Raw genomic sequence first — 18,294 nt, 5'->3', positions numbered from 1 at the left:
GTTAGGGTTATCACGTGGGTCAGATTTAGATGGAAATCACACCGCCAACTGGGTCACTTCTAGATGGAAATCAACAGTGTGTTGTTGCACACGACTCGCACGGTCGTCGGCGTGACCGTGGTGGCCAGCGTGCCGTCGCAGGAGGTTGCGAACAACAAATAGCCGTTGACGGTGTCGCTGCCCTTGAGCACGGCGTGCTTGCCGGTGCGCGCCAGTGCCCAGACCTTGCGACCGCCCTTGAGGACGCCAGCTGTTTCCATCTCGTAGCCGCCGATCTCGGTGAGGTCGCGATAGAACTCGAGAACCGCGCGAGGTTGCACGACTTGGTAGCGGCTGCTGACGACCGACAGTGCGGCCTGGGTGTCGCTGCGGTAGAGCACCTTCTGCTCGGCGAAGGACTCCAGAATCTGGAGGGAATCACCCTCAGGTGGGGAGCCGCTGGCGCAAGTCACAGCCCCTTGGGTGATGAAGCGCACCGGCGTTTCCTGGATGCTCCAGTCCATGCCGGCTTGCTGAGCCCAGACCTCAAGGGGTTGCTTGGGTTGGAGGCGGTGGCCCAGGCGGTGCCAAGGTGTTTCGCCGACGTAAGCCATCTGTTCGATTTGGTGTGCCATGAAAGGTCTTTCTTGAATTTCGCGCACAGGTGAACCTTGGCCGAGGAGCTGCGAGAGCCCTGGCCATGACGACTTGTGCAAAAGAGGGAGGGGAAACGAAGAGCCGAGCGCCTCCAGGGCGCAAAGCGCGGAAAGGAACGACTGCGTATCAGTCGAAATCGGGGTCGTCAGGATCGATTTCGTGCGGGCTCGTCTCCGAGCCTGGGTTCACTGGTCGAAAGGGGGACGGTGTTACGGGTTCAGCCGAGGACCACGGCGAATCACTGGCTCCACGCTGCCCACTGAAGGTGTGACCGCACGCGGTACATCGGCAGTTGTTCAGGACCCGGTCATCCACGACACGGCCGAAGATGGCGCCGACCTCGGTGCCGAGGGCGCCACCGCCGAGAGCGCCAAGAACAACGCCAATGACGGTGCCGAGGCTACCGCCGACCGGTCCGGCAGCCATGCCGATGGTGAAGCCGGTGCGGGCGCCGCGCAGTGCACCAGCGATGCCACCGGCTGCACCGGCCAGACCGCCGAGCGTGCCACCGGTTCGTTGGGCCACGTCACGGGTTTCGATGCGGTTGGAGCCGCAGTTGGGACATTGAAAGTAGGACAAACTGAAGAAGCTCCTTTGCGGGTGGGTGAGTGGAAGAGAAGGAGCACCCAGACGACAAAAAGCCCAGCACGACCTTGCGGTCGGCTGGGCTTTTTGACAGTTTGGCTGGTTAGATTCGAAGAAAGTGAGACTTCGGTCGAGGATTGGGGGGAAATCAGCCCCATTGCACGCACGCAGCCGGCTAGACAGGCCAGATGGTCACTTCTTGTCAGTGCTCACCTAAGTCATATAGGTCTGAAAAATTCTGGATTCAAACTCGGTCGCTCGAAATCGGGAACTGAGCACCACTACCCAGAGCCAAAGCCTCAGATTTCCCCAAAACACACCTTGCCAGCACGGCTAACCGCCCTTTGTCGTGAGCAGACCCGGTCAGCATGGGACTACTGCGATCCAGCAAGCCATCATCCGTTCATCACGCTGAAGCCGCGCGGGCTTCCTAGCCGGCCAATTCCCGGCAGCGCGCGGCGTCCAGCGCATGGCCGCAGGCATGGAACTCCCGCGCCGCCGCGGCGAAGCCTTCGCGCGCGGCAGCGACACGGCCCGAGGCCCGTTCGATGTGGGCCTGTGCCTCGTGCAGCGACGCGTACCAGGCCGGCAGCTTCATCACCACGTTGGCCAGGTATTCGGATTGCTGTTGGTGGCTGGCCGCCAGGTCCAGTTCGTGCGCTCTCGCGGTCGCGATGGTGGCCGGGATGGCGAAGGTGATCCGGCAGCCGGGGCAGCTTTCCAGCGGGCCGCGCACGTTGGCCTCGGCCTCCTCCAGCACGCCCAGCGCGGCGTCGGGCTGCGTGGCCATCGCGATGCGGGTGCCGTAGATGCGGTCCAGCAAGTGGAAGCCGACGTCGGACTGGCGCGCGACGTCGAGCGCTTCGTCGAGCAGGCCGTGCGCCCGGTCCATCTGCCCGCGGTAGATCGCCAGTTCGGAGCGGCGCTGCAACGACAGCGCTTCGCCGGTCGCGCCGCCGATTGCGCGGTGCATGCGCCCGCCGGCCACCAGGTCCTGCTCGGCGGCGTCGAGCTGGCCGCTGAGCAGCCAGGCCTCGCCGCGCAGCGTGACCGCGAACGCGTGCCCACGCGCCGCGCCCAGCCGCTGCGCTTCCGTGGCCAACGCATCGGCGAAGGCGATGACCTCGGCGTACGGCCGCGAGCCATACAGGAAGCGCTGCGTGATGCACAGGTGGCCGTCGAACACGCGCACCGCCAGCTGCGGCAGGTGGCTCGTCTCCTTCAGGTCGGCCCACACGCTGCCGTGCAGGTCGCCGCGCGCGTGCGCCGCCGCGGCCTGCGACCAGGAGGCGATCACGAGCGTGCCTTCGTCGCCCGTCTCCAGGGCGATCCGACGCACTTCGGCCGAGCGGCGCGTGCCTTCGGCGGGGTCCCCGAAGCCCAGGGCCGCCGCGCCGCTGTAGGCCAACGCTTCGGCGAGGCGCCCCGCCACCGTGGTGGGGTGCACGTTCTTCAGATACTGCAGGGCACCGGGCGGGTCGCTCATCTTCACTTGCGCCAAGGCCCGCTTGGCGCGCAGTTCGTGGGACAACGCGTCTGGCGCGACGGCGGCGGCCGCATCGTAGGCGGCCAAGGTGCCGGGCCGGCCCAGCGCATCCAGGGACTCGGCACGCAGCGCCAGGGCTTCCGGCTGCGCCGCCCGGTGCGCGAGCAGCGGCTCGACGTGGCGCAACACGTCCTCGTAGGCACCGAGGCGGAAGGCCTGGCGCGCGGCCGCCAGCGCACACGGCATCGCCCGCTCGGCATCGCCCGCGGCAAGCCAGTGATGACCCACCAGGCCCGGTGCCGCACCGCCTTGCGCGAGCCGCGCTGCCACATCGCGATGCAGCAGCACACGCCGGTGCGGCGGGATGCCTTCGGCCAGCGCTTCGCGCACCAGTGCATGGCGGAAGCGGTAGCGGCCATCGGCGACCACCAGCACGCCTGCGGCCAGCGCCTGGTCGAGGCGCGCCAATGCGTCGTGGCCTTCATCGGTGGCCAGCGCCACGGCCGTGGCCACGTCGAAGTCCTCGGCCGACAGCGCCAACCGGCGCAAGGCCTCCGTCGTGCCGGGGTCCAGGTCGCACAGGCGTTCGGCCAGGGCCGACGACAGGCTGCGGGACATCACCGCCGCGGCGCCGTCTGAGGTAGCGGCACCGCGCGCGAGCTCGACCACGGCAAACGGCAGGCCTTCGGCACGACGCGCGATGGCGGTGGCGGTGGCGGTCGTCACCGGTGCGTCGGCCGAGCGGGTTGCGAGCAGCGCCGCTTCCTCCTCGGACAGCGGGCCCAGTTCAAGGGCCTCCAGCTGGCCGGCGCGCTGCAGGCGCGAGGTGTTCCGATCCAGCAGCGGCGGCAGCGCGTGCCGGCACGCGAGCAGCACGAACACCGGGGGGCCGCTGGCAGCCAACTGAGTCAGCGCCTGGGCGCTCGCGTCGTCCGCCGCGTGCGCATCGTCGACGATGAGCAGCACCGGCTTTTGCGCAGCGGTGGCCAGCAGCAGCCGGCGCACGGCGCCCACCATCTGGTGACGCCCGAGCGGCAGGGCCAGCGGCTTCACGTCGCCCGAGGCGGTCATCTGCGCCAGCACAGCCTGAGCGTGCGCACCGATGGCCTGCGCCGCGTCGGGCAGCTCGCCGAGCAAGGGCTCCACCAGGTCGGCCGCGATGCCGTAGGGCCGGGTCCAGTCGCCGGCCTGCAACGAGCGCACCTGCCAGCCCAGGCCCCGCGCTTCTTCGGCGACACGGCGGCAGAACGCGGTCTTGCCCATCCCCGCCGGCGCGCGCACCACCGCGCCCCCTGGCCGGCCCGCGAGGCTGGCGCGCAGCCACCCCAGGACACGCACCAGTTCCATGGCACGGCCGACGAAACGCGGCGCGGCGCCTTCCAGGCCCGCCACGCATTCGCGGTACAGCGCCTCGGCCGGCGGGCCGGGGCGCATGTCCAGGGTCTGCTGCAGATGGTCGCGCAGGTGGCCGTACCAGCGCAGCGCCGAAGAGCGTCGCCCGGCCGCCAGTTCCTCGCGCATCAGCTGCACATGGGCCGCCTCGTCGGTGGGGTCTTCGCGCACCAGCCGCTCCAGGTCGCCGGTCTGGCGCAGCAGCCGCAGGAACTTGTCGCGCAACCGCTGGCGCGGCGCCTCGGTCCAGGTTTCGTAGCGGGCGTCCGGCAAGAGGTCGCCACCGTAGAGCTGCGCGGCCGCCTTGCAGGCCTGCGGATCGCCGCTGCGCAGGGCCTCGTCCGCTGCGCGCTCGAACCGCTCGGCGTCGCATGCCACCGCCTGGTCGGGCAACAGGAAAACGCGGCCGCTTCGCAGCACCAGGGCGTCGGGCTGGCCGATGAACTGGCGCGCGTGGTGTGCGGCCTTGCGCAGGTTGGCGCTGCCCGCGTCGGGGTCCAGGTGCGGCCACAGGGCCTCCACCACCTGCTCGTTCGCCAGGCTGCGTCCGGGCTGCAATGCCAGCAGCTGCAGCAGCTCGGCGGCGCGCCGGGTCAGCGGCACTGGTGGAATCTGCGGGTCATCGCCGGCCACGCTCAGGTGGAACGGGCCCAGCAGCCGGATCGACACGGCATCGGACGACGGAGTCGGTGGGGGCGACATCGCGATTCCTTTCCCCCGGCACGGGCCGGGAACGTTTCAGGAACGCCAAGCGTGGAGCATCAGTATGCCGTCTATCGAATCTGGCGGGTGCAACGAATAGACGCATCACCCTCGCGCCCGCGGACCCTCAAGGAGTACCTCATGCATATCGCAAAAGACGAAGTCGACGTGAAGATGGAAATTCCCGGTGCCCTGATCCGGCAGCGTCTGGATTTCGGCGACGCGACCGGCTACAGCAAGATCAGCGGCGAGTACTTCACGCTGTCGGCGGGCGTCGACACGACGCCGCTCTTCCAGGGCCTGAACAACAACAACTCCTGCCAGTGCCCGCACTGGGGGTTCGTGCTCAAGGGCCAGATCACCACCACCGACGACGCCGGGGAGCAGGAGACCGTCCAAACCAACGACCTGTTCTATTGGCCGCCTGGCCACAACGTCAAGGTCGACGCCGACGCGGAGATCGTGATGTTCAGCCCGCAACACGAGCACACGCACGTGATCGACCACATGATCGAGAAGGTGAAGTCATGAACCCGAACAAGGCCCTCTGGGAAAAAGGCGACTTCACCCGCATCGCCGAGAGCATGCGCGAGAGCGGTGAAGACGTCGTGCGGCACGCGCACATCACGCCCGGCATGAAGGTGCTGGACCTCGGCTGCGGCGACGGCAACACCGCCATTCCGGCCGCGAAACTCGGCGCGCAGGTGCTGGGCGTGGACATCGCCGCCAACCTGGTCGCCGCGGGCAACCGGCGGGCGGCCCAGGCCGGGCTGTCGGCCAGCTGCCGGTTCGAGGAAGGGGACGCCTGCGAGCTGCGGCTGGAAAACAAGTCCTTCGACCTCGTCATCAGCATGTTCGGCGCCATGTTCGCGCCCAGGCCCTTCGACGTGGCACGGGAGATGGTGCGTGTCACGCGCCCGGGCGGCCGCATCCTCATGGGCAACTGGATCCCGAACGACCCCACGCTGGTGGCGCAGATCCTGAAGATCAGTTCGTCATATGCGCCCCCGCCGCCCGAGGGCTTCGTGAGCCCGATGGGCTGGGGCTCGACCCCGAACATCATCGAGCGCTTTGGCGCGGCAGGCGTCGCTTCGGAGGCCATCAGCTGGGAACGCGACAGCTACATCTTCGACTTCAAAGGCTCGGCGGCGGAATTCGTCGACACGTTCCGGCAGTTCTATGGCCCGACCATGAACGCCTTCGACGCGGCAGCCCAGGCGGGGCGCACCGACGAGCTGCGCACGGAGCTGGTGACGCTGTTCCAGAGCCAGAACCAGAGCCAGTACCCCAACACCTGCCTGATCGCCGCGACGTTCCTGCGGGTGACGGTAGAGGTGGGCTGATCTGCGGCGTTCCGTCGCCTTCTGCGGCCAGACCGGACCGCCGAAGAGGTCAAGGGAGACAAAGAAAAAAGCCCGGCAACGCAGGACGTTGTCGGGCTTTTTTGATTGGTGCCGCTTGTCGGAATCGAACTGACGACCTTCCGCTTACAAGGCGGGTGCTCTACCAATTGAGCTAAAGCGGCTGAAAGAAAGCAGTGCTGGCGACGATTCTAAGCGGCCGGCTTTGGGGCCGACCGCGTCGTCACTTGACGCGCTTGAGCGACGGCCGGGTGCCGCCACCGGCCGGCGGGCGCGGTGGCTCGTCGGTCGGGTCGGAAGGCGCCGAGCCGGCGTCGACCGTCTCGTCGCCCTCTTCGCCCGTCACCAGGTGGAACACCTTGCTGGCGTCGCCCTCGGTGCCGCGCGAGGCATCGCGCAGCGGCATGCGCGGCGCGCTGTTCGGCGAAGCCGCGGCCGAGGCGGCGTCGTCGCCATCGTCGGACGTGGTGGCGGCCGGCACAGGCGCCGGGAACGCCATGCCCTGGCCGTTCTCACGGGCGTAGATCGCGATCACACGGCCGACCGGCACGCTGATCTCGCGCGCCGTGCCGGCAAAGCGGGCCTTGAACTCGATGAAGTCGTTGCCCAGCTTCAGCGAGCTGGTCGCGTCGAAGCTGATGTTCAGCACGATCTCGCCGTTCTTCACGTACTCGCGCGGCACCTGGACGGTGTCGTCGACCAGCACCGCGACATAGGGCGTGAACCCGTTGTCGGTGCACCACTCGTACAGCGCCCGGATGAGGTAGGGGCGGGTGGAAGAGGACTCGAGCGCGTTGATCATGAAAGGCGGCGAAAAACGAAGGAAGCAAGCACGCAGCTTACTTACTTTCGCATGACCTTTTCGGAAGGCGTCAGTGCTTCGATGTAGGCCGGGCGCGAGAAGATGCGCTCGGCGTACTTCAGCAGCGGTGCCGCGTTCTTGCTGAGGTCGATGCCGTAGTAGTCGAGACGCCAGAGCAGCGGCGCGATGGCCACGTCGAGCATCGAGAAGTTGTCGCCCAGCATGTACTTGTTCTTGAGGAACACGGGTGCGAGCTGCGTGAGGCGGTCGCGGATGTGCGAGCGGGCCTTTTCGAGCGCCTTCTCGTTGCCCTTGGCGGTGCGGTTCTCGAGCGTGGCGACGTGCACGAACAGTTCCTTCTCGAAGTTGAGCAGGAACAGGCGCACGCGGGCACGGTCGACCGGGTCGCCGGGCATCAGTTGCGGGTGCGGGAAGCGCTCGTCGATGTACTCGTTGATGATGTTCGACTCGTACAGGATCAGGTCGCGCTCGACCAGGATCGGCACCTGGCCGTACGGATTCATCACGCTGATGTCTTCGGGCTTGTTGTAGAGATCGACGTCGCGGATCTCGAAGTCCATGCCCTTTTCGAACAACACGAAGCGGCAGCGGTGGGAGAAGGGGCAGGTCGTTCCTGAATACAAGACCATCATGGCGAGAGACTCCTAAAAATCAAAAAGAGTGGGTCGCCTGGGCAACCCACTCTGTGGGACCGGACGCACGAGGCGCCCGGTCGGCGTGAACGGAATTACTTGACGTCTTTCCAGTACGAGGCGTTCAGTCGCCATACGAAAACCACCGACATGGCCAGGAACAGCAGCACCCAGACGCCGATGCGCACGCGGGTGTTCTGTGCCGGCTCGGCCATCCACTGCAGGTAGCCGACGAGGTCGCCCACTGCGCTGTCGAACTGCACCGGGGTCAGCGTGCCGGGGGTCACTTGCTCCCACTTGCCCGTGAACACGTCGGTGGCATGACCGTGCTGCTCGACCTTGGCGTGCACCGGCAGGCGCTCGCCCTGCAGTTCCCACAGCGGGTTCGGCATGGCGACGCTCGGGAACAGCAGGTTGTTCCAGCCGGTGGCCTTGGTGTCGTCGCGGTAGAAGCTGCGCAGGAAGGTGTACAGGTAGTCGGGGCCCGTGCCGCCGTGGCCGGCGCGCGAACGTGCGACCAGCGTCAGGTCGGGCGGCGTGGTGCCGAACCATTCCTTGGCCTGGCGCGCGTCGATGTTGGCCTTCATGGTCTCGCCGACCTTGTCGGTCGTGAACAGAAGGTTGTCCTTGATCTGCTGCTCGCTGATGCCGATGTCCTGCAGGCGGTTGTAGCGCATGAAGGCGGCCGAGTGGCAGTTGAGGCAGTAGTTGACGAACAGCTTGGCGCCGTTCTGCAGGGCCGCCACGTCGGTGGTCTTGTTGGGCGACTTGTCCCACGCCAGACCGCCCGATTCGGCGGATGCGGCCGCGGAGAAGGTCAGGCCCAGTGCCAGACCCATGACAGCGAGCCAGCCGGAAATTCTTTTCTTCATCGTGTTTCTCTCAAGCTCTCTTGCACTTGCGCGCGCATCAATGGGCGGCGAAGACCACGCGCTCGGGCACGGTCTTGAATTCGCCCTTGCGGCTCCACCACGGCATCAGCAGGAAGAAGCCGAAGTAGAAGAGCGTGCCGATCTGCGAGATGGTCTGGGCGATGTCCAGGGCGAACGAGCCGATGACCAAGTTGCCCCAGACGCCGGGCGCCTGGATGCCGAGGTAACCCAGGATCAGGAACAGGAACACGAACACGCCGTAGACATACTTGTGCCAGCTCGGACGGTAGCGGATCGACTTGACTTCGCTGTGGTCGAGCCACGGCAGGAAGAACAGGATGATGACCGAGCCGCCCATGATGACCACGCCCCAGAACTTGGCGTCGAAGGTCTTGAGCAGGAAGATCACGACGGCAGCCACGACCACCGCGGCAACCTTGAGGCCCATGCCCGACTTGCCCTTGATGAAGTTCCAGACGGCGGCGGCCGCGATGATCAGCGCGAACACGTTGACCATGTCGTCGGTGGTGGCGCGCAGCATCGAATAGAACGGCGTGAAGTACCAGACCGGGGCGATGTGGTTCGGCGTCTTCAGCGAATCGGCCGGGATGAAGTTGTTGTACTCCAGGAAGTACCCACCGGCTTCAGGCGCGAAGAAGATCACGGCCGAGAAGATCGTGAGGAACACCACCACGCCGAAGATGTCGTGCACCGTGTAGTATGGGTGCGACGGGATGCCGTCGAGCGGATGACCGTCGGGACCGCGCTTGGCCTTGATCTCGATGCCGTCGGGGTTGTTCGAACCCACTTCGTGCAGCGCGATCAGATGAGCCACCACGAGGCCGAGCAGCACCAGCGGCACGGCGATGACGTGGAAGCTGAAGAAGCGGTTCAGCGTGGCGTCGCTCACGACGTAGTCGCCGCGGATCAGCAGGGCCAGGTCAGGACCGATGAAGGGGATGGCAGCGAACAGGTTCACGATCACCTGGGCGCCCCAGTAGGACATCTGACCCCAGGGCAGCAGGTAGCCCATGAAGGCTTCGGCCATCAGGCACAGGAAGATCGCGCAGCCGAACACCCAGATCAGCTCGCGCGGCTTGCGGTAGCTGCCGTACATGAGGCCGCGGAACATGTGCAGGTACACCACGATGAAGAACGCCGAGGCGCCCGTCGAGTGGATGTAGCGGATCAGCCAGCCCCAGGGCACGTCGCGCATGATGTACTCGACCGATGCGAACGCCTGGTTCGCGTCGGGCTTGTAGTGCATGACGAGGAAGATGCCGGTCACGATCTGGATCACGAGGACCAGCATCGCGAGCGAGCCGAAGATGTACCAGAAGTTGAAATTCTTCGGTGCGTAGTACTTGCCCCACTGGTCGTTCCAGAGCTTGGTCAGCGGGAAGCGGTTGTCGACCCAGTTGAGCAGCTTCTCGCCTGCGGGGGCGTTGGGGGAAACTTCGTGAAATTCAGCCATGTTCGTGGTCTCCCTCAGGCCTTCTTGCTGTCGTCGCCGATGAGCAGGCGCGTGTCGGACAGGTACATGTGCGGAGGCACAGGGAGGTTGTCAGGAGCGGGCTTGTTCTTGAAGACGCGACCGGCGAGGTCGAACGTGGAACCGTGGCAGGGGCAAAGGAAGCCGCCCTCCCAGTCGTTCGGCAGCGAGGGTTGCGGGCCGGCCTGCAGGCGGTCGACCGGCGAGCAGCCGAGGTGGGTGCAGATGCCGACCACAACCAGCACATCGGGCTTGATCGAACGATGGCCGTTCTGTGCGTACTTGGGCGTGAATTCGTCGGGGTGACGCTTGGAGAGCGGATCGGCGAGCTGGCCATCGAGCTTGGCGAGTTCGGCGACCTGGTCAGGGCTGCGCTTGAGGATCCAGACCGGCTTGCCACGCCATTCGACGGTGATCTTTTCGCCGACCTTCAGGGCCGAGATGTCCACTTCGACCGCGGCGCCCGCGGCCTTGGCCTTTTCGGACGGCTGGAATGTGCTCACAAAAGGGATTGCGGTGGCCACGCCGCCCGCTACGCCGGCACAGCTGGATGCGATCAACCACGTCCGCTTGCTTGTGTCGATCCGGGGCGAGCCGGAGGTCATGTCACTCATGGGGATCCTCTAAGTCTTCTTCGCTGGAGCAGGGGCTGACCTTTGCCACAGCAAGGTCAACCCGAGATTGTAGCGGGGCGCAAAAGGGTTTTTCAATGATTGCCGCGCGTGCGCACGACGCCGCAGCACGTGCGCGACAGCACGCGACCGCCCTCGACGCTCAGCTCAGCAGCCCGTACTGGGTCGCCTGCCGAACGGCTTGGGTGCGCGACTTGACGGCCAGCTTGCGGTAGATCCGCTTGGCGTGGAACTCGACCGTGTTGATCGAAAGGCAGATCGCTTCGGCAATCTGCCGATTGCTCCAGCCTTGCGCGATCAGGCGCAGCACATTGAGCTCCCGAGGTGACAGCAGCCCGGGAGCAGGCATCGGGGGCGAGACCGTGTCGCCGTCGCGCAATGCGGACTCGACACCCTCCGGTTTCGCGGACGCCGCAATCAGGCCGAGGACGCGACGCGCGACGCGTGCGTCCATCGGCGAACCGCCGCGCTCGATCGAGCGCAGCAAGAAAGAGAGTTCGGCATCGTCGGTGCTCGTCAGCAGGTAGCCGGAGGCTCCTGACGAGATCGCGGCCTCGACCAGCAGGCGGTCGTCGTCCTTCGACATGGCGATGGCGTCGATCTGCGGATAGGCACGCCGCAGGTGCGACAGGAGCGCGACACCGCCGTCATCAGTGAGGTGCATGTCGATCAGCACCAGGTCGTAGGGCAGCGCGGCCAGCAGACGGATCGCTTCCGCGTGCGTGGAGGCGATCACGACGCGGCGACCCGGGGCCAGATCGCAAAGAAGGCGTCGCATGCGGTCGGCCAGGGCCAGGTCGCTCTCAACAATCAGGGCACCGAAGAAGGCACAGCCCAAGGCGGCGTACCGGCCGGTGAGTGCCGGCGCCGAGTGTGCGCTGCTGGCGGACAGGTGATTCATCATGAGCAGACGCCTCCGATCACACCGTCGGCCACGGGCCCGCACACGCGCACACCCTCCTCTACCCCACCTTCAGACAATCGAACCACGCATATCCCCTTGTTGTGCCCCGCGGCCTACCTTGAATGTCAACTTTCGTTTCGGGGTACTGCAGGAACGATGCCTGGGAGTCGGCCCGGCGGCCCATCGCAACGATGGCTCGGTCAGTGCGTTGATTTCATTGAAAAAATGCGGCAGTAGCGACCGGGGCCTTGCCGCCGGAGCTGCGCGTCAGCCGCCGTCGTTACGGCCATCTTGGGCGGAACGTTACGTAGCATTGAGATACACATGTCCCCGTCACACTCACCCGCAACAATCGAGGCAATACGCGGTTACAAGGAAGCCGTGGCAAACGCCTCATCCTCCAGGCCAAATTAGTTGCGGCACACTTCTGATGCTGCTAACCTCAAGTCAAGAGCATAAAAACCCTTTGAGAGGATCACTGTGAAGACGAACAAACTGGTTGCTACCGTCGCCCTTGCCACCTTGGCAATCTCGTCGGCTTTTGCCCAAACGCAGGTTACCCCTGCGCCCGCAAGCAACAACACTCGCGCATTTGCACCAGGCCCCGCTGGCGCTCCGAGCGCAACCGCTGCTGGCCTTGGTGGCCTGACCCCCGCTCAGTGGGGCGCTGTTGGAGGCACCGGTGCTCTGATGCTGGCCCTCGGTAGCAGCAACAACGGCAACGGCGGCGGCGGCTTCTTCGTCCCCGGCACGGGCACCACCGGCACGGGCACCACCGGCACGCGTTAATGCTGGTTGCCCTCCTGAAAGGAGGGCATTCGCTGAAAAGTCCGCGCGTTGCTTCCGCCACGCGACTCTTAGAACGTTGCCTTTTGGCAACGTTTTTCTTGGGCGTTGGCGGTTGCTCCTCCGGAACTTCAGCCATGCTGGATTCAGCTCGCCTGCTGTATCGCGGCGAGTCTGCAGCAACCCAGCCCAATTTCAATCCCAGCTATCGGTACCTGCGGGCCACCGTCGATGGGCGCGTCCTGTATATGGTGCTCGGCTATATCGATCAGCGCGCCGAAGGGCCCGTCGAGGTTTGGTACAGCGGCACGGGCGAAGTCGTCCGACTTCTGAATGGTCAACTGGTCGGCACGACCGGGCTGTCCATCGACTGGCGCGACGTTCGACTTGCCAACCCACCCGCCTGGCAAGCCCACGCCGCCAACACCCCGCAGACCTACTCGCGCGAACGCGACCTGATGCCCGGCTATCGCTTCGGTATCCGCGACGACATCGCGCGCACATCGATCGCGCCGCCCACCGACAGCGCGCTCGCGGGCGCGCCCGCGAGCGCCTTGCGTTGGTATGAAGAGCGCAGCGTCTCCCGTCCTGCGGCAGCCGCCATTCCTCCCGCGCGCTTCGGCGTTTCATTTGCTTATGGTGCCCCTCAGGTCGTGTATTCGGAGCAATGTATTTCCCGCGACCTCTGCATGAGCTTCGAACAGTGGACACCCCCCGCACCAGCAGCCGCCACCGCGGCGCGCGCTGGTACATGAGCCCCCTCCTTCTGCGAGCCATCAGCCCCCCGCATTGGCCCCGTCGAACGGCCCTTGCCTGCGCGCTGATGGCAAGTCTCGGCGCCGCGGCGGAGCCATCACAGAACGCGGCGACCGTTGAACCTGCAAGCGATGCCGAAGTGCGACCCGGCGAACGACTGAGCACCTGGCTGCTGCGTCAACCAGAAGGCACTGCAACGCCCGGGCTGGCGTGGCGCGTACCGCAGGAACGGCTGGCCCAGCAGTTTCTGAAGAACACCCTGCTCGTGCGCCTCGAGGCGGCCAGCAGGCGCGCACCGCGTTCCGAGCAACTCGACCGACTGAAGCTCATCACGTGGCTGCAGAACCTGCCGGTCACCGGCCGCGTGGCACTGGGCATCGTGGACCCCCGCTGGCTGCAGGCACACCCGGATCAAGACCCGGTACTGTCGGCCGGCCAGCAACTCGTTGCGCCCTCCCCCCAATTGAAAACCATCGCGGTTGTCCGCCCCAATGGCGAGTTGTGCCACGTGGCGCACGAGGCCGGCCGGACCGCCTGGGACTACGTCATCGCCTGCGCGCCCGACAGCACCCACGACTGGGCATGGGTGGCACAACCCGACGGCCGGACGTCCCGCGTGGGCATCACCCCCTGGAACGGCCACCCCTCCGATGAGCCCGCACCTGGTGCGTGGATCTGGGCAGCGCCGCGCGGCATGACCGAACTGGTCAACGCATCGGAAGGCATCATCAAGTTCCTGGCGACCCAGGGCCCTTCGCCTCAGACAGCGGCGCTCGGCACCACCACTGCCGCGCTTGCAGCTGCCAAGCCGACCGCAACACTCAATACATCCATTCCGCCGTCAGTTCCGCCGGAGAGCGTCATCTCGGTGCGCCCCGATGCCTCGGCCCCGCAATACAAGGCGCCTCGCACAAGCAGCAACGACTGGGGCGAAACCGGCCTGCTCCAGACGCCAACGGCACGCATGGGCGAGGCCGGTGATTTCCGCACCTCGATCAGCCACGTGTCGCCCTATACGCGACTGAACGTGATGTTCCAGCCACTGGACTGGATGGAGGCGGGCTTTCGCTACACCTCCATCAGCAACCGCGCGTATGCCGCCAGCACCACTGGCCAGAGCAACAAGGACAAGAGCATCGACGTGAAACTGCGGCTGCTGCGCGAATCCGCGTATGCGCCTCAGGTTGCACTGGGCTTTCGCGACCTTGGCGGCACCGGCCTCTTTTCGGCCGAATACCTGGTCGCCAACAAGCGCTACGGCGATCTCGACTTCAGCCTTGGCATCGGCTGGGGATACCTGGGCAACAGCGGCAACATCCGCAACCCCTTGCTGGCACTGAGCAATCGCTTCAGAACGCGTACGGTGAGTTCCGCAACGGGCGGTGAAGCGAACTTCAAGGCTTTCTTCCGAGGTCCAGCCTCCTTGTTCGGCGGCGTCGAATGGCGCACGCCCTGGGATCCCCTGACCGTCAAGCTCGAGTACGAAGGCAACAACTACAAGAACGAGCCCCAGCAGAACAACCAGGTTCAGCGCTCACCCTTCAACATCGGACTGGAATATCGCTACTCACCCGGCGTGGCCTTCACCGCCGGCCTGGAGCGCGGCAACAAGGTGATGGTGGGCCTGACCCTGTCCACCAACATGGCGAGCATGCGGGCCAGCAAGCCCGCAGATCCGCCGCCGCCCCGCTTCACGCCGGAGGCTCCAGCCAATCCACCCGGATGGGCCTCCACCGCTGCGGAGATCCAGGCACGCACCGAATGGACCGTGCAGCGCATCGCGCCGCAAGGCGACAGCGCGCACGTCTGGATCACCGAAAGCCACACGGTGTACCGCGAGGCCCGCGTGCAGCAGGTCATTGCCGTCATGCATCGCGATGCCCCGGCGTCGATCAAACACTTCGTGCTTCATTACAACGAGCGCGGACTGGCACTGCACACGCAGGTTGTCGATCGCAGCGAGTGGGTGACAGCGCACTACCAAGCCCAGACGCCCGCCGAACTGCGCGCCACGGACCAGCGTGACTACGCCCCGCCGCGCGGCCGGGCCGAAGACGGGCTCTACGTGCCGGCATCGCCGCAGCGCACACCCACTGATACAACCGCCACCACGTCGTCCGGCGAGACGCCGGCCATGGCGCCATGGGAACGGCGCACGGAACGACTCACGTTCGGCCTGACCCCGAGCTTCTCGCAGATCCTCGGCGGCCCCGATGCCTTCCTGCTCTACCAACTCGGCGTCTCGGCCACTGCGGAGTACCGCTTCACACCCAGCACCTGGGTGAACGCCGCGCTGAACTGGCGCTTGCTCGACAACTTTGACAAGTTCACCTACACCGCGCCCAGCAACCTTCCCCGCGTGCGAACCTACCAGCGCGAGTACGCAACGACCAAGCGGTTGACGATGCCGGTGTTTCAGCTGACCCATGTGGGCCGACTGAACGAAGACCAGTACTACAGCGTCTACGGCGGCGCGCTCGAGTCGATGTTCGCCGGCGTGGGCGCCGAATGGCTTTACCGCCCATGGCGCAGCAAGTTTGCCTTCGGCATCGACATCAACCACGTACGCCAGCGCGACTTCGCGCAGGACCTCGGCCTGCGCGACTACAAGGTCAACACCGGCCACGCCACGCTCTACTGGGACACGGGCTGGAACGGGGTGCAGGCCAGGATCAGCGCAGGCCAATACTTGGCAGGCGATCGCGGTGTCACCCTCGACATCAGTCGCCGCTTCGACAACGGCGTGACGATCGGCGCGTGGGCCACCAAGACCAACGTGTCCGCCGCACAGTTCGGGGAAGGCAGCTTCGACAAGGGCATCTACGTTTCCATCCCCTTCGACGCGCTGCTGCCGCGCTCGAGCAAGTTCACTGCGAACTTTGCCTGGGCTCCGCTGATACGGGATGGTGGCGCCAAGCTGGGACGGATCAACCCACTGTTCGAGATGACGTCGATACGGGATCCGAAGGCTTTCAGCTTCTCACCGCCCGACGACAAGGCTCCGAAGGCGGGGGACAACATCCTCGACTTCAAGCGGGCGCAATAAGCGCCGCCGGCTGGAAACAAAAGAGCCCCCGATTTAGGGCTCTTGGTCTCAGCACCCCCGGTGAGTCGAGACGGGGAAAAATGAAGCAGGTCTATCGAATCAGATTGCCACGGCAATTTGATTCGGTGCGGATGGCTGGTTGGCCTCGCCCACCTGCGCAGCGCCGACTGCCGCTGCGATCGGCAGAGCACGGTCACGTACACGGTGACGCTCCATATGCACCCAATCCACCACCTCCGCATGAGGCCGGTAGCCGGGCAGCATCTGCGTCAGCGCCCGCTTCAGCATCGGCACATCGCTGCTTTCGAGTGCCGCATTCAGCGTCTCGAACTGGCGCCAGAGTTCGCTCCAAGGCAGGCAGGGATCGTGTGCCTTCATCACACGAGGATGCGTCGTAGGCATCGCGCTGTCACCAATCAGGAGCTCTTCGTAGAGCTTCTCGCCGGGCCGCAATCCGGTCACCTGGAGTTCGATATCGCCATCCGGCGAATGCTCGTCACGAACCGTACGCCCCGAAAGCTCCACCAGCCGACGAGCGAGGTCGATGATCCTCACCGGCTCACCCATGTCGAGCACGAAGACGTCACCGCCCTGCGCCATAGCGCCCGCTTGGATCACCAGCTGGGCGGCCTCGGGAATGGTCATGAAGTAGCGCGTGATGTCTGCATGCGTCAGCGTGATCGGACCACCCGCTTCGATCTGCTTGCGAAACAACGGCACCACCGAGCCACTGGAGCCGAGCACGTTGCCGAAGCGAACCATCGAGAAGCAAGTGCCTGAACTCTGCTGCGCCAGCCCTTGCAACGCCATTTCGGCGACGCGCTTGCTGGCCCCCATGATGTTCGTCGGCCGCACGGCCTTGTCGGTGCTGATCAGGACAAAGTTGGGAACCTTGCACTCCATCGCAATCCGCGCCGTCGTGAGCGTGCCCATCGCGTTGTTTCGCACCCCCTCCGCCGGGTTGTGCTCGACGAGCGGCACATGCTTGTACGCCGCCGCGTGATAGACCGTGTCAGGGCGCCAAGCGCGCATCACTTCACGCAGCCGTGCCGCATCGCATACCGAGGCGAGCAGTGGGACGACACGTACGTTCGGCGCCAATTGTTCCAGTTCTTGGTGGATGCCATAGAGCGCGTACTCGCTCAGCTCTACCAGCAGCAGCGTGGAGGGCGACAGTTGAACGATCTGCCGACACAGCTCACTGCCGATGGAGCCACCGGCCCCGGTGACCAACACCACCCGACCGCGGATGTGCTTGTGCAACAGGTCTGCCACCGGCTCGACTGGATCCCGCCCCAGCAAGTCTTCGATGTCGACTTCCACCAGGTCATTGACCTGGACCTTGCCATTGGCCAGATCGAGCAACCCCGGGAGCATGCGTACATGCAGATGCAATGGCAACAACTGGTTCAGAATTTCAACGCGGCGTCCACGACTGGCCGAAGGCATCGCCAACAACACGTCGGTGATGCCCCAGCTGGCAGCGTTGTTGCTGAGCCAATCCGAAGACTGAATGCGCAGACCATTGATCGTGTTGCCTTGGAGATGCAAGTCATCGTCAACGAAAGCGCGGACGACCATGTCCCGACTTTGAGCCAACGCCGCAGCCAGCTGCAAGCCCGCGCTACCGGCACCGTAGATCACAACTTGAGGCAGCTGCTTACGCTGCAGAGCGCTCATGTAGAGACCACCCAACCAATAGCGCGCAAACATGCGCGAGCCGGCGATGGCCAGGAACAAGAGCAACGGGACCAGCAGACCGACCGTGCGCGGCACCCCTCGCACACCGACCACCGAGAAGATCAACGCATAGCCAAGGCCAAAAAGCACGCACGCGCGCACGATAGCCATGACTGCAGCTGTACCTGCATAGCGAAAGATGGCTCGGTAGAGCCCGAAAACAACAAACAGGGGGAGCGCAAGGGCGACAGCAACCGCGACAGCCGACCACTGAACGCCGCGCGGCGTCATCCACTGCTCAAAGCGAAAGCTGAATGCCAACCAGACACACAGGATGCAGAGTATTGCATCGACCCCCAGAGCCAGCATGCGCTTCAGGGGGCGCGGCAAAGCAAGCAAGGGCGCGGCCAGACGATTGATCACACTGAAAACTCCTGCGGCGCTTGGGACGCACCGCACTGCAACAATTGTCCGTGAAGGGTACCCACCCCTCCCCCCCAATTCAGGGG

The 18,294-nt window shown here is 65.3% G+C and carries 13 protein-coding genes, 1 tRNA gene and 1 pseudogene; 4 read left to right on the top strand and 11 right to left on the bottom strand.

Annotated elements, in window-relative coordinates:
- Positions 1-62 precede the first annotated feature (62 nt).
- The 3 genes and pseudogenes from AC07Y4_RS30085 to AC07Y4_RS30075 form a co-directional block, all read right to left on the bottom strand.
- A pseudogene (locus AC07Y4_RS30085) lies at positions 63-614 on the bottom strand (DUF932 domain-containing protein); the annotation flags it as partial.
- Between the two features lie 148 nt (positions 615-762).
- Entirely contained in the window at positions 763-1,215 is a 453-nt protein-coding gene (locus tag AC07Y4_RS30080; RefSeq protein WP_495275522.1) for a hypothetical protein, read from the bottom strand.
- A gap of 436 nt (positions 1,216-1,651) precedes the next feature.
- Complete coding sequence (locus tag AC07Y4_RS30075) at positions 1,652-4,801, bottom strand: ATP-binding protein (RefSeq protein WP_495275521.1); 3,150 nt, start codon at positions 4,799-4,801, stop codon at positions 1,652-1,654.
- A 141-nt stretch (positions 4,802-4,942) separates the two neighbouring features.
- Between AC07Y4_RS30075 and AC07Y4_RS30070 the strand changes: the two genes are divergently transcribed.
- The gene (locus AC07Y4_RS30070) at positions 4,943-5,332 is read left to right on the top strand and encodes a cupin domain-containing protein (RefSeq protein WP_495275520.1); all 390 of its coding nucleotides are present in this window, start codon (positions 4,943-4,945) and stop codon (positions 5,330-5,332) included.
- Complete coding sequence (locus tag AC07Y4_RS30065) at positions 5,329-6,144, top strand: class I SAM-dependent methyltransferase (protein ID WP_159278397.1); 816 nt, start codon at positions 5,329-5,331, stop codon at positions 6,142-6,144. The genes AC07Y4_RS30070 and AC07Y4_RS30065 overlap by 4 nt, the downstream gene beginning before the upstream one ends.
- A 106-nt stretch (positions 6,145-6,250) precedes the next feature.
- Here the strand turns inward: AC07Y4_RS30065 and AC07Y4_RS30060 are convergent.
- The 7 genes from AC07Y4_RS30060 to AC07Y4_RS30030 form a co-directional block, all read right to left on the bottom strand.
- Positions 6,251-6,326: transfer RNA gene (locus AC07Y4_RS30060), tRNA-Thr, on the bottom strand.
- A gap of 59 nt (positions 6,327-6,385) precedes the next feature.
- Positions 6,386-6,964: a ClpXP protease specificity-enhancing factor gene (locus AC07Y4_RS30055; RefSeq protein ID WP_070059899.1), complete on the bottom strand. Its 579-nt coding sequence runs from the start codon at positions 6,962-6,964 to the stop codon at positions 6,386-6,388.
- 41 nt (positions 6,965-7,005) lie between these two features.
- A complete protein-coding gene (locus tag AC07Y4_RS30050; RefSeq protein ID WP_062473683.1) occupies positions 7,006-7,617 on the bottom strand; it encodes a glutathione S-transferase N-terminal domain-containing protein in 612 nt (203 codons plus the stop codon).
- 95 nt (positions 7,618-7,712) lie between these two features.
- Complete coding sequence (locus tag AC07Y4_RS30045) at positions 7,713-8,489, bottom strand: cytochrome c1 (RefSeq protein WP_062473681.1); 777 nt, start codon at positions 8,487-8,489, stop codon at positions 7,713-7,715.
- A 37-nt stretch (positions 8,490-8,526) separates the two neighbouring features.
- Positions 8,527-9,963 carry a cytochrome b gene (locus AC07Y4_RS30040; protein ID WP_070059900.1) on the bottom strand — a complete coding sequence of 479 codons (1,437 nt, stop codon included), beginning with the start codon at positions 9,961-9,963 and terminating at the stop codon, positions 8,527-8,529.
- Between the two features lie 14 nt (positions 9,964-9,977).
- The gene (gene petA, locus AC07Y4_RS30035; RefSeq protein ID WP_062473677.1) at positions 9,978-10,595 is read right to left on the bottom strand and encodes a ubiquinol-cytochrome c reductase iron-sulfur subunit; all 618 of its coding nucleotides are present in this window, start codon (positions 10,593-10,595) and stop codon (positions 9,978-9,980) included.
- Positions 10,596-10,755: 160 nt separating this feature from the next.
- Positions 10,756-11,517, bottom strand: coding sequence for a LuxR C-terminal-related transcriptional regulator (locus AC07Y4_RS30030; protein WP_495275519.1), 762 nt, complete (start codon positions 11,515-11,517; stop codon positions 10,756-10,758).
- 923 nt (positions 11,518-12,440) lie between these two features.
- Here AC07Y4_RS30030 and AC07Y4_RS30025 point away from each other — a divergent pair.
- Together AC07Y4_RS30025 and AC07Y4_RS30020 are read left to right on the top strand one after the other, a co-directional pair.
- Positions 12,441-13,058: a YjbF family lipoprotein gene (locus AC07Y4_RS30025; RefSeq protein ID WP_495275518.1), complete on the top strand. Its 618-nt coding sequence runs from the start codon at positions 12,441-12,443 to the stop codon at positions 13,056-13,058.
- The gene (locus AC07Y4_RS30020; protein ID WP_495275517.1) at positions 13,055-16,105 is read left to right on the top strand and encodes a YjbH domain-containing protein; all 3,051 of its coding nucleotides are present in this window, start codon (positions 13,055-13,057) and stop codon (positions 16,103-16,105) included. The genes AC07Y4_RS30025 and AC07Y4_RS30020 overlap by 4 nt, the downstream gene beginning before the upstream one ends.
- 99 nt (positions 16,106-16,204) lie before the next feature.
- Here the strand turns inward: AC07Y4_RS30020 and AC07Y4_RS30015 are convergent, their stop codons facing one another.
- Positions 16,205-18,208 carry a polysaccharide biosynthesis protein gene (locus tag AC07Y4_RS30015; protein ID WP_495275516.1) on the bottom strand — a complete coding sequence of 668 codons (2,004 nt, stop codon included), beginning with the start codon at positions 18,206-18,208 and terminating at the stop codon, positions 16,205-16,207.
- Between the last annotated feature and the right edge of the window lie 86 nt (positions 18,209-18,294).

Source organism: Variovorax sp. GW460-12-1-14-LB1, assembly GCF_059423605.1.
This window is presented reverse-complemented; position numbering and strand designations above follow the sequence as displayed.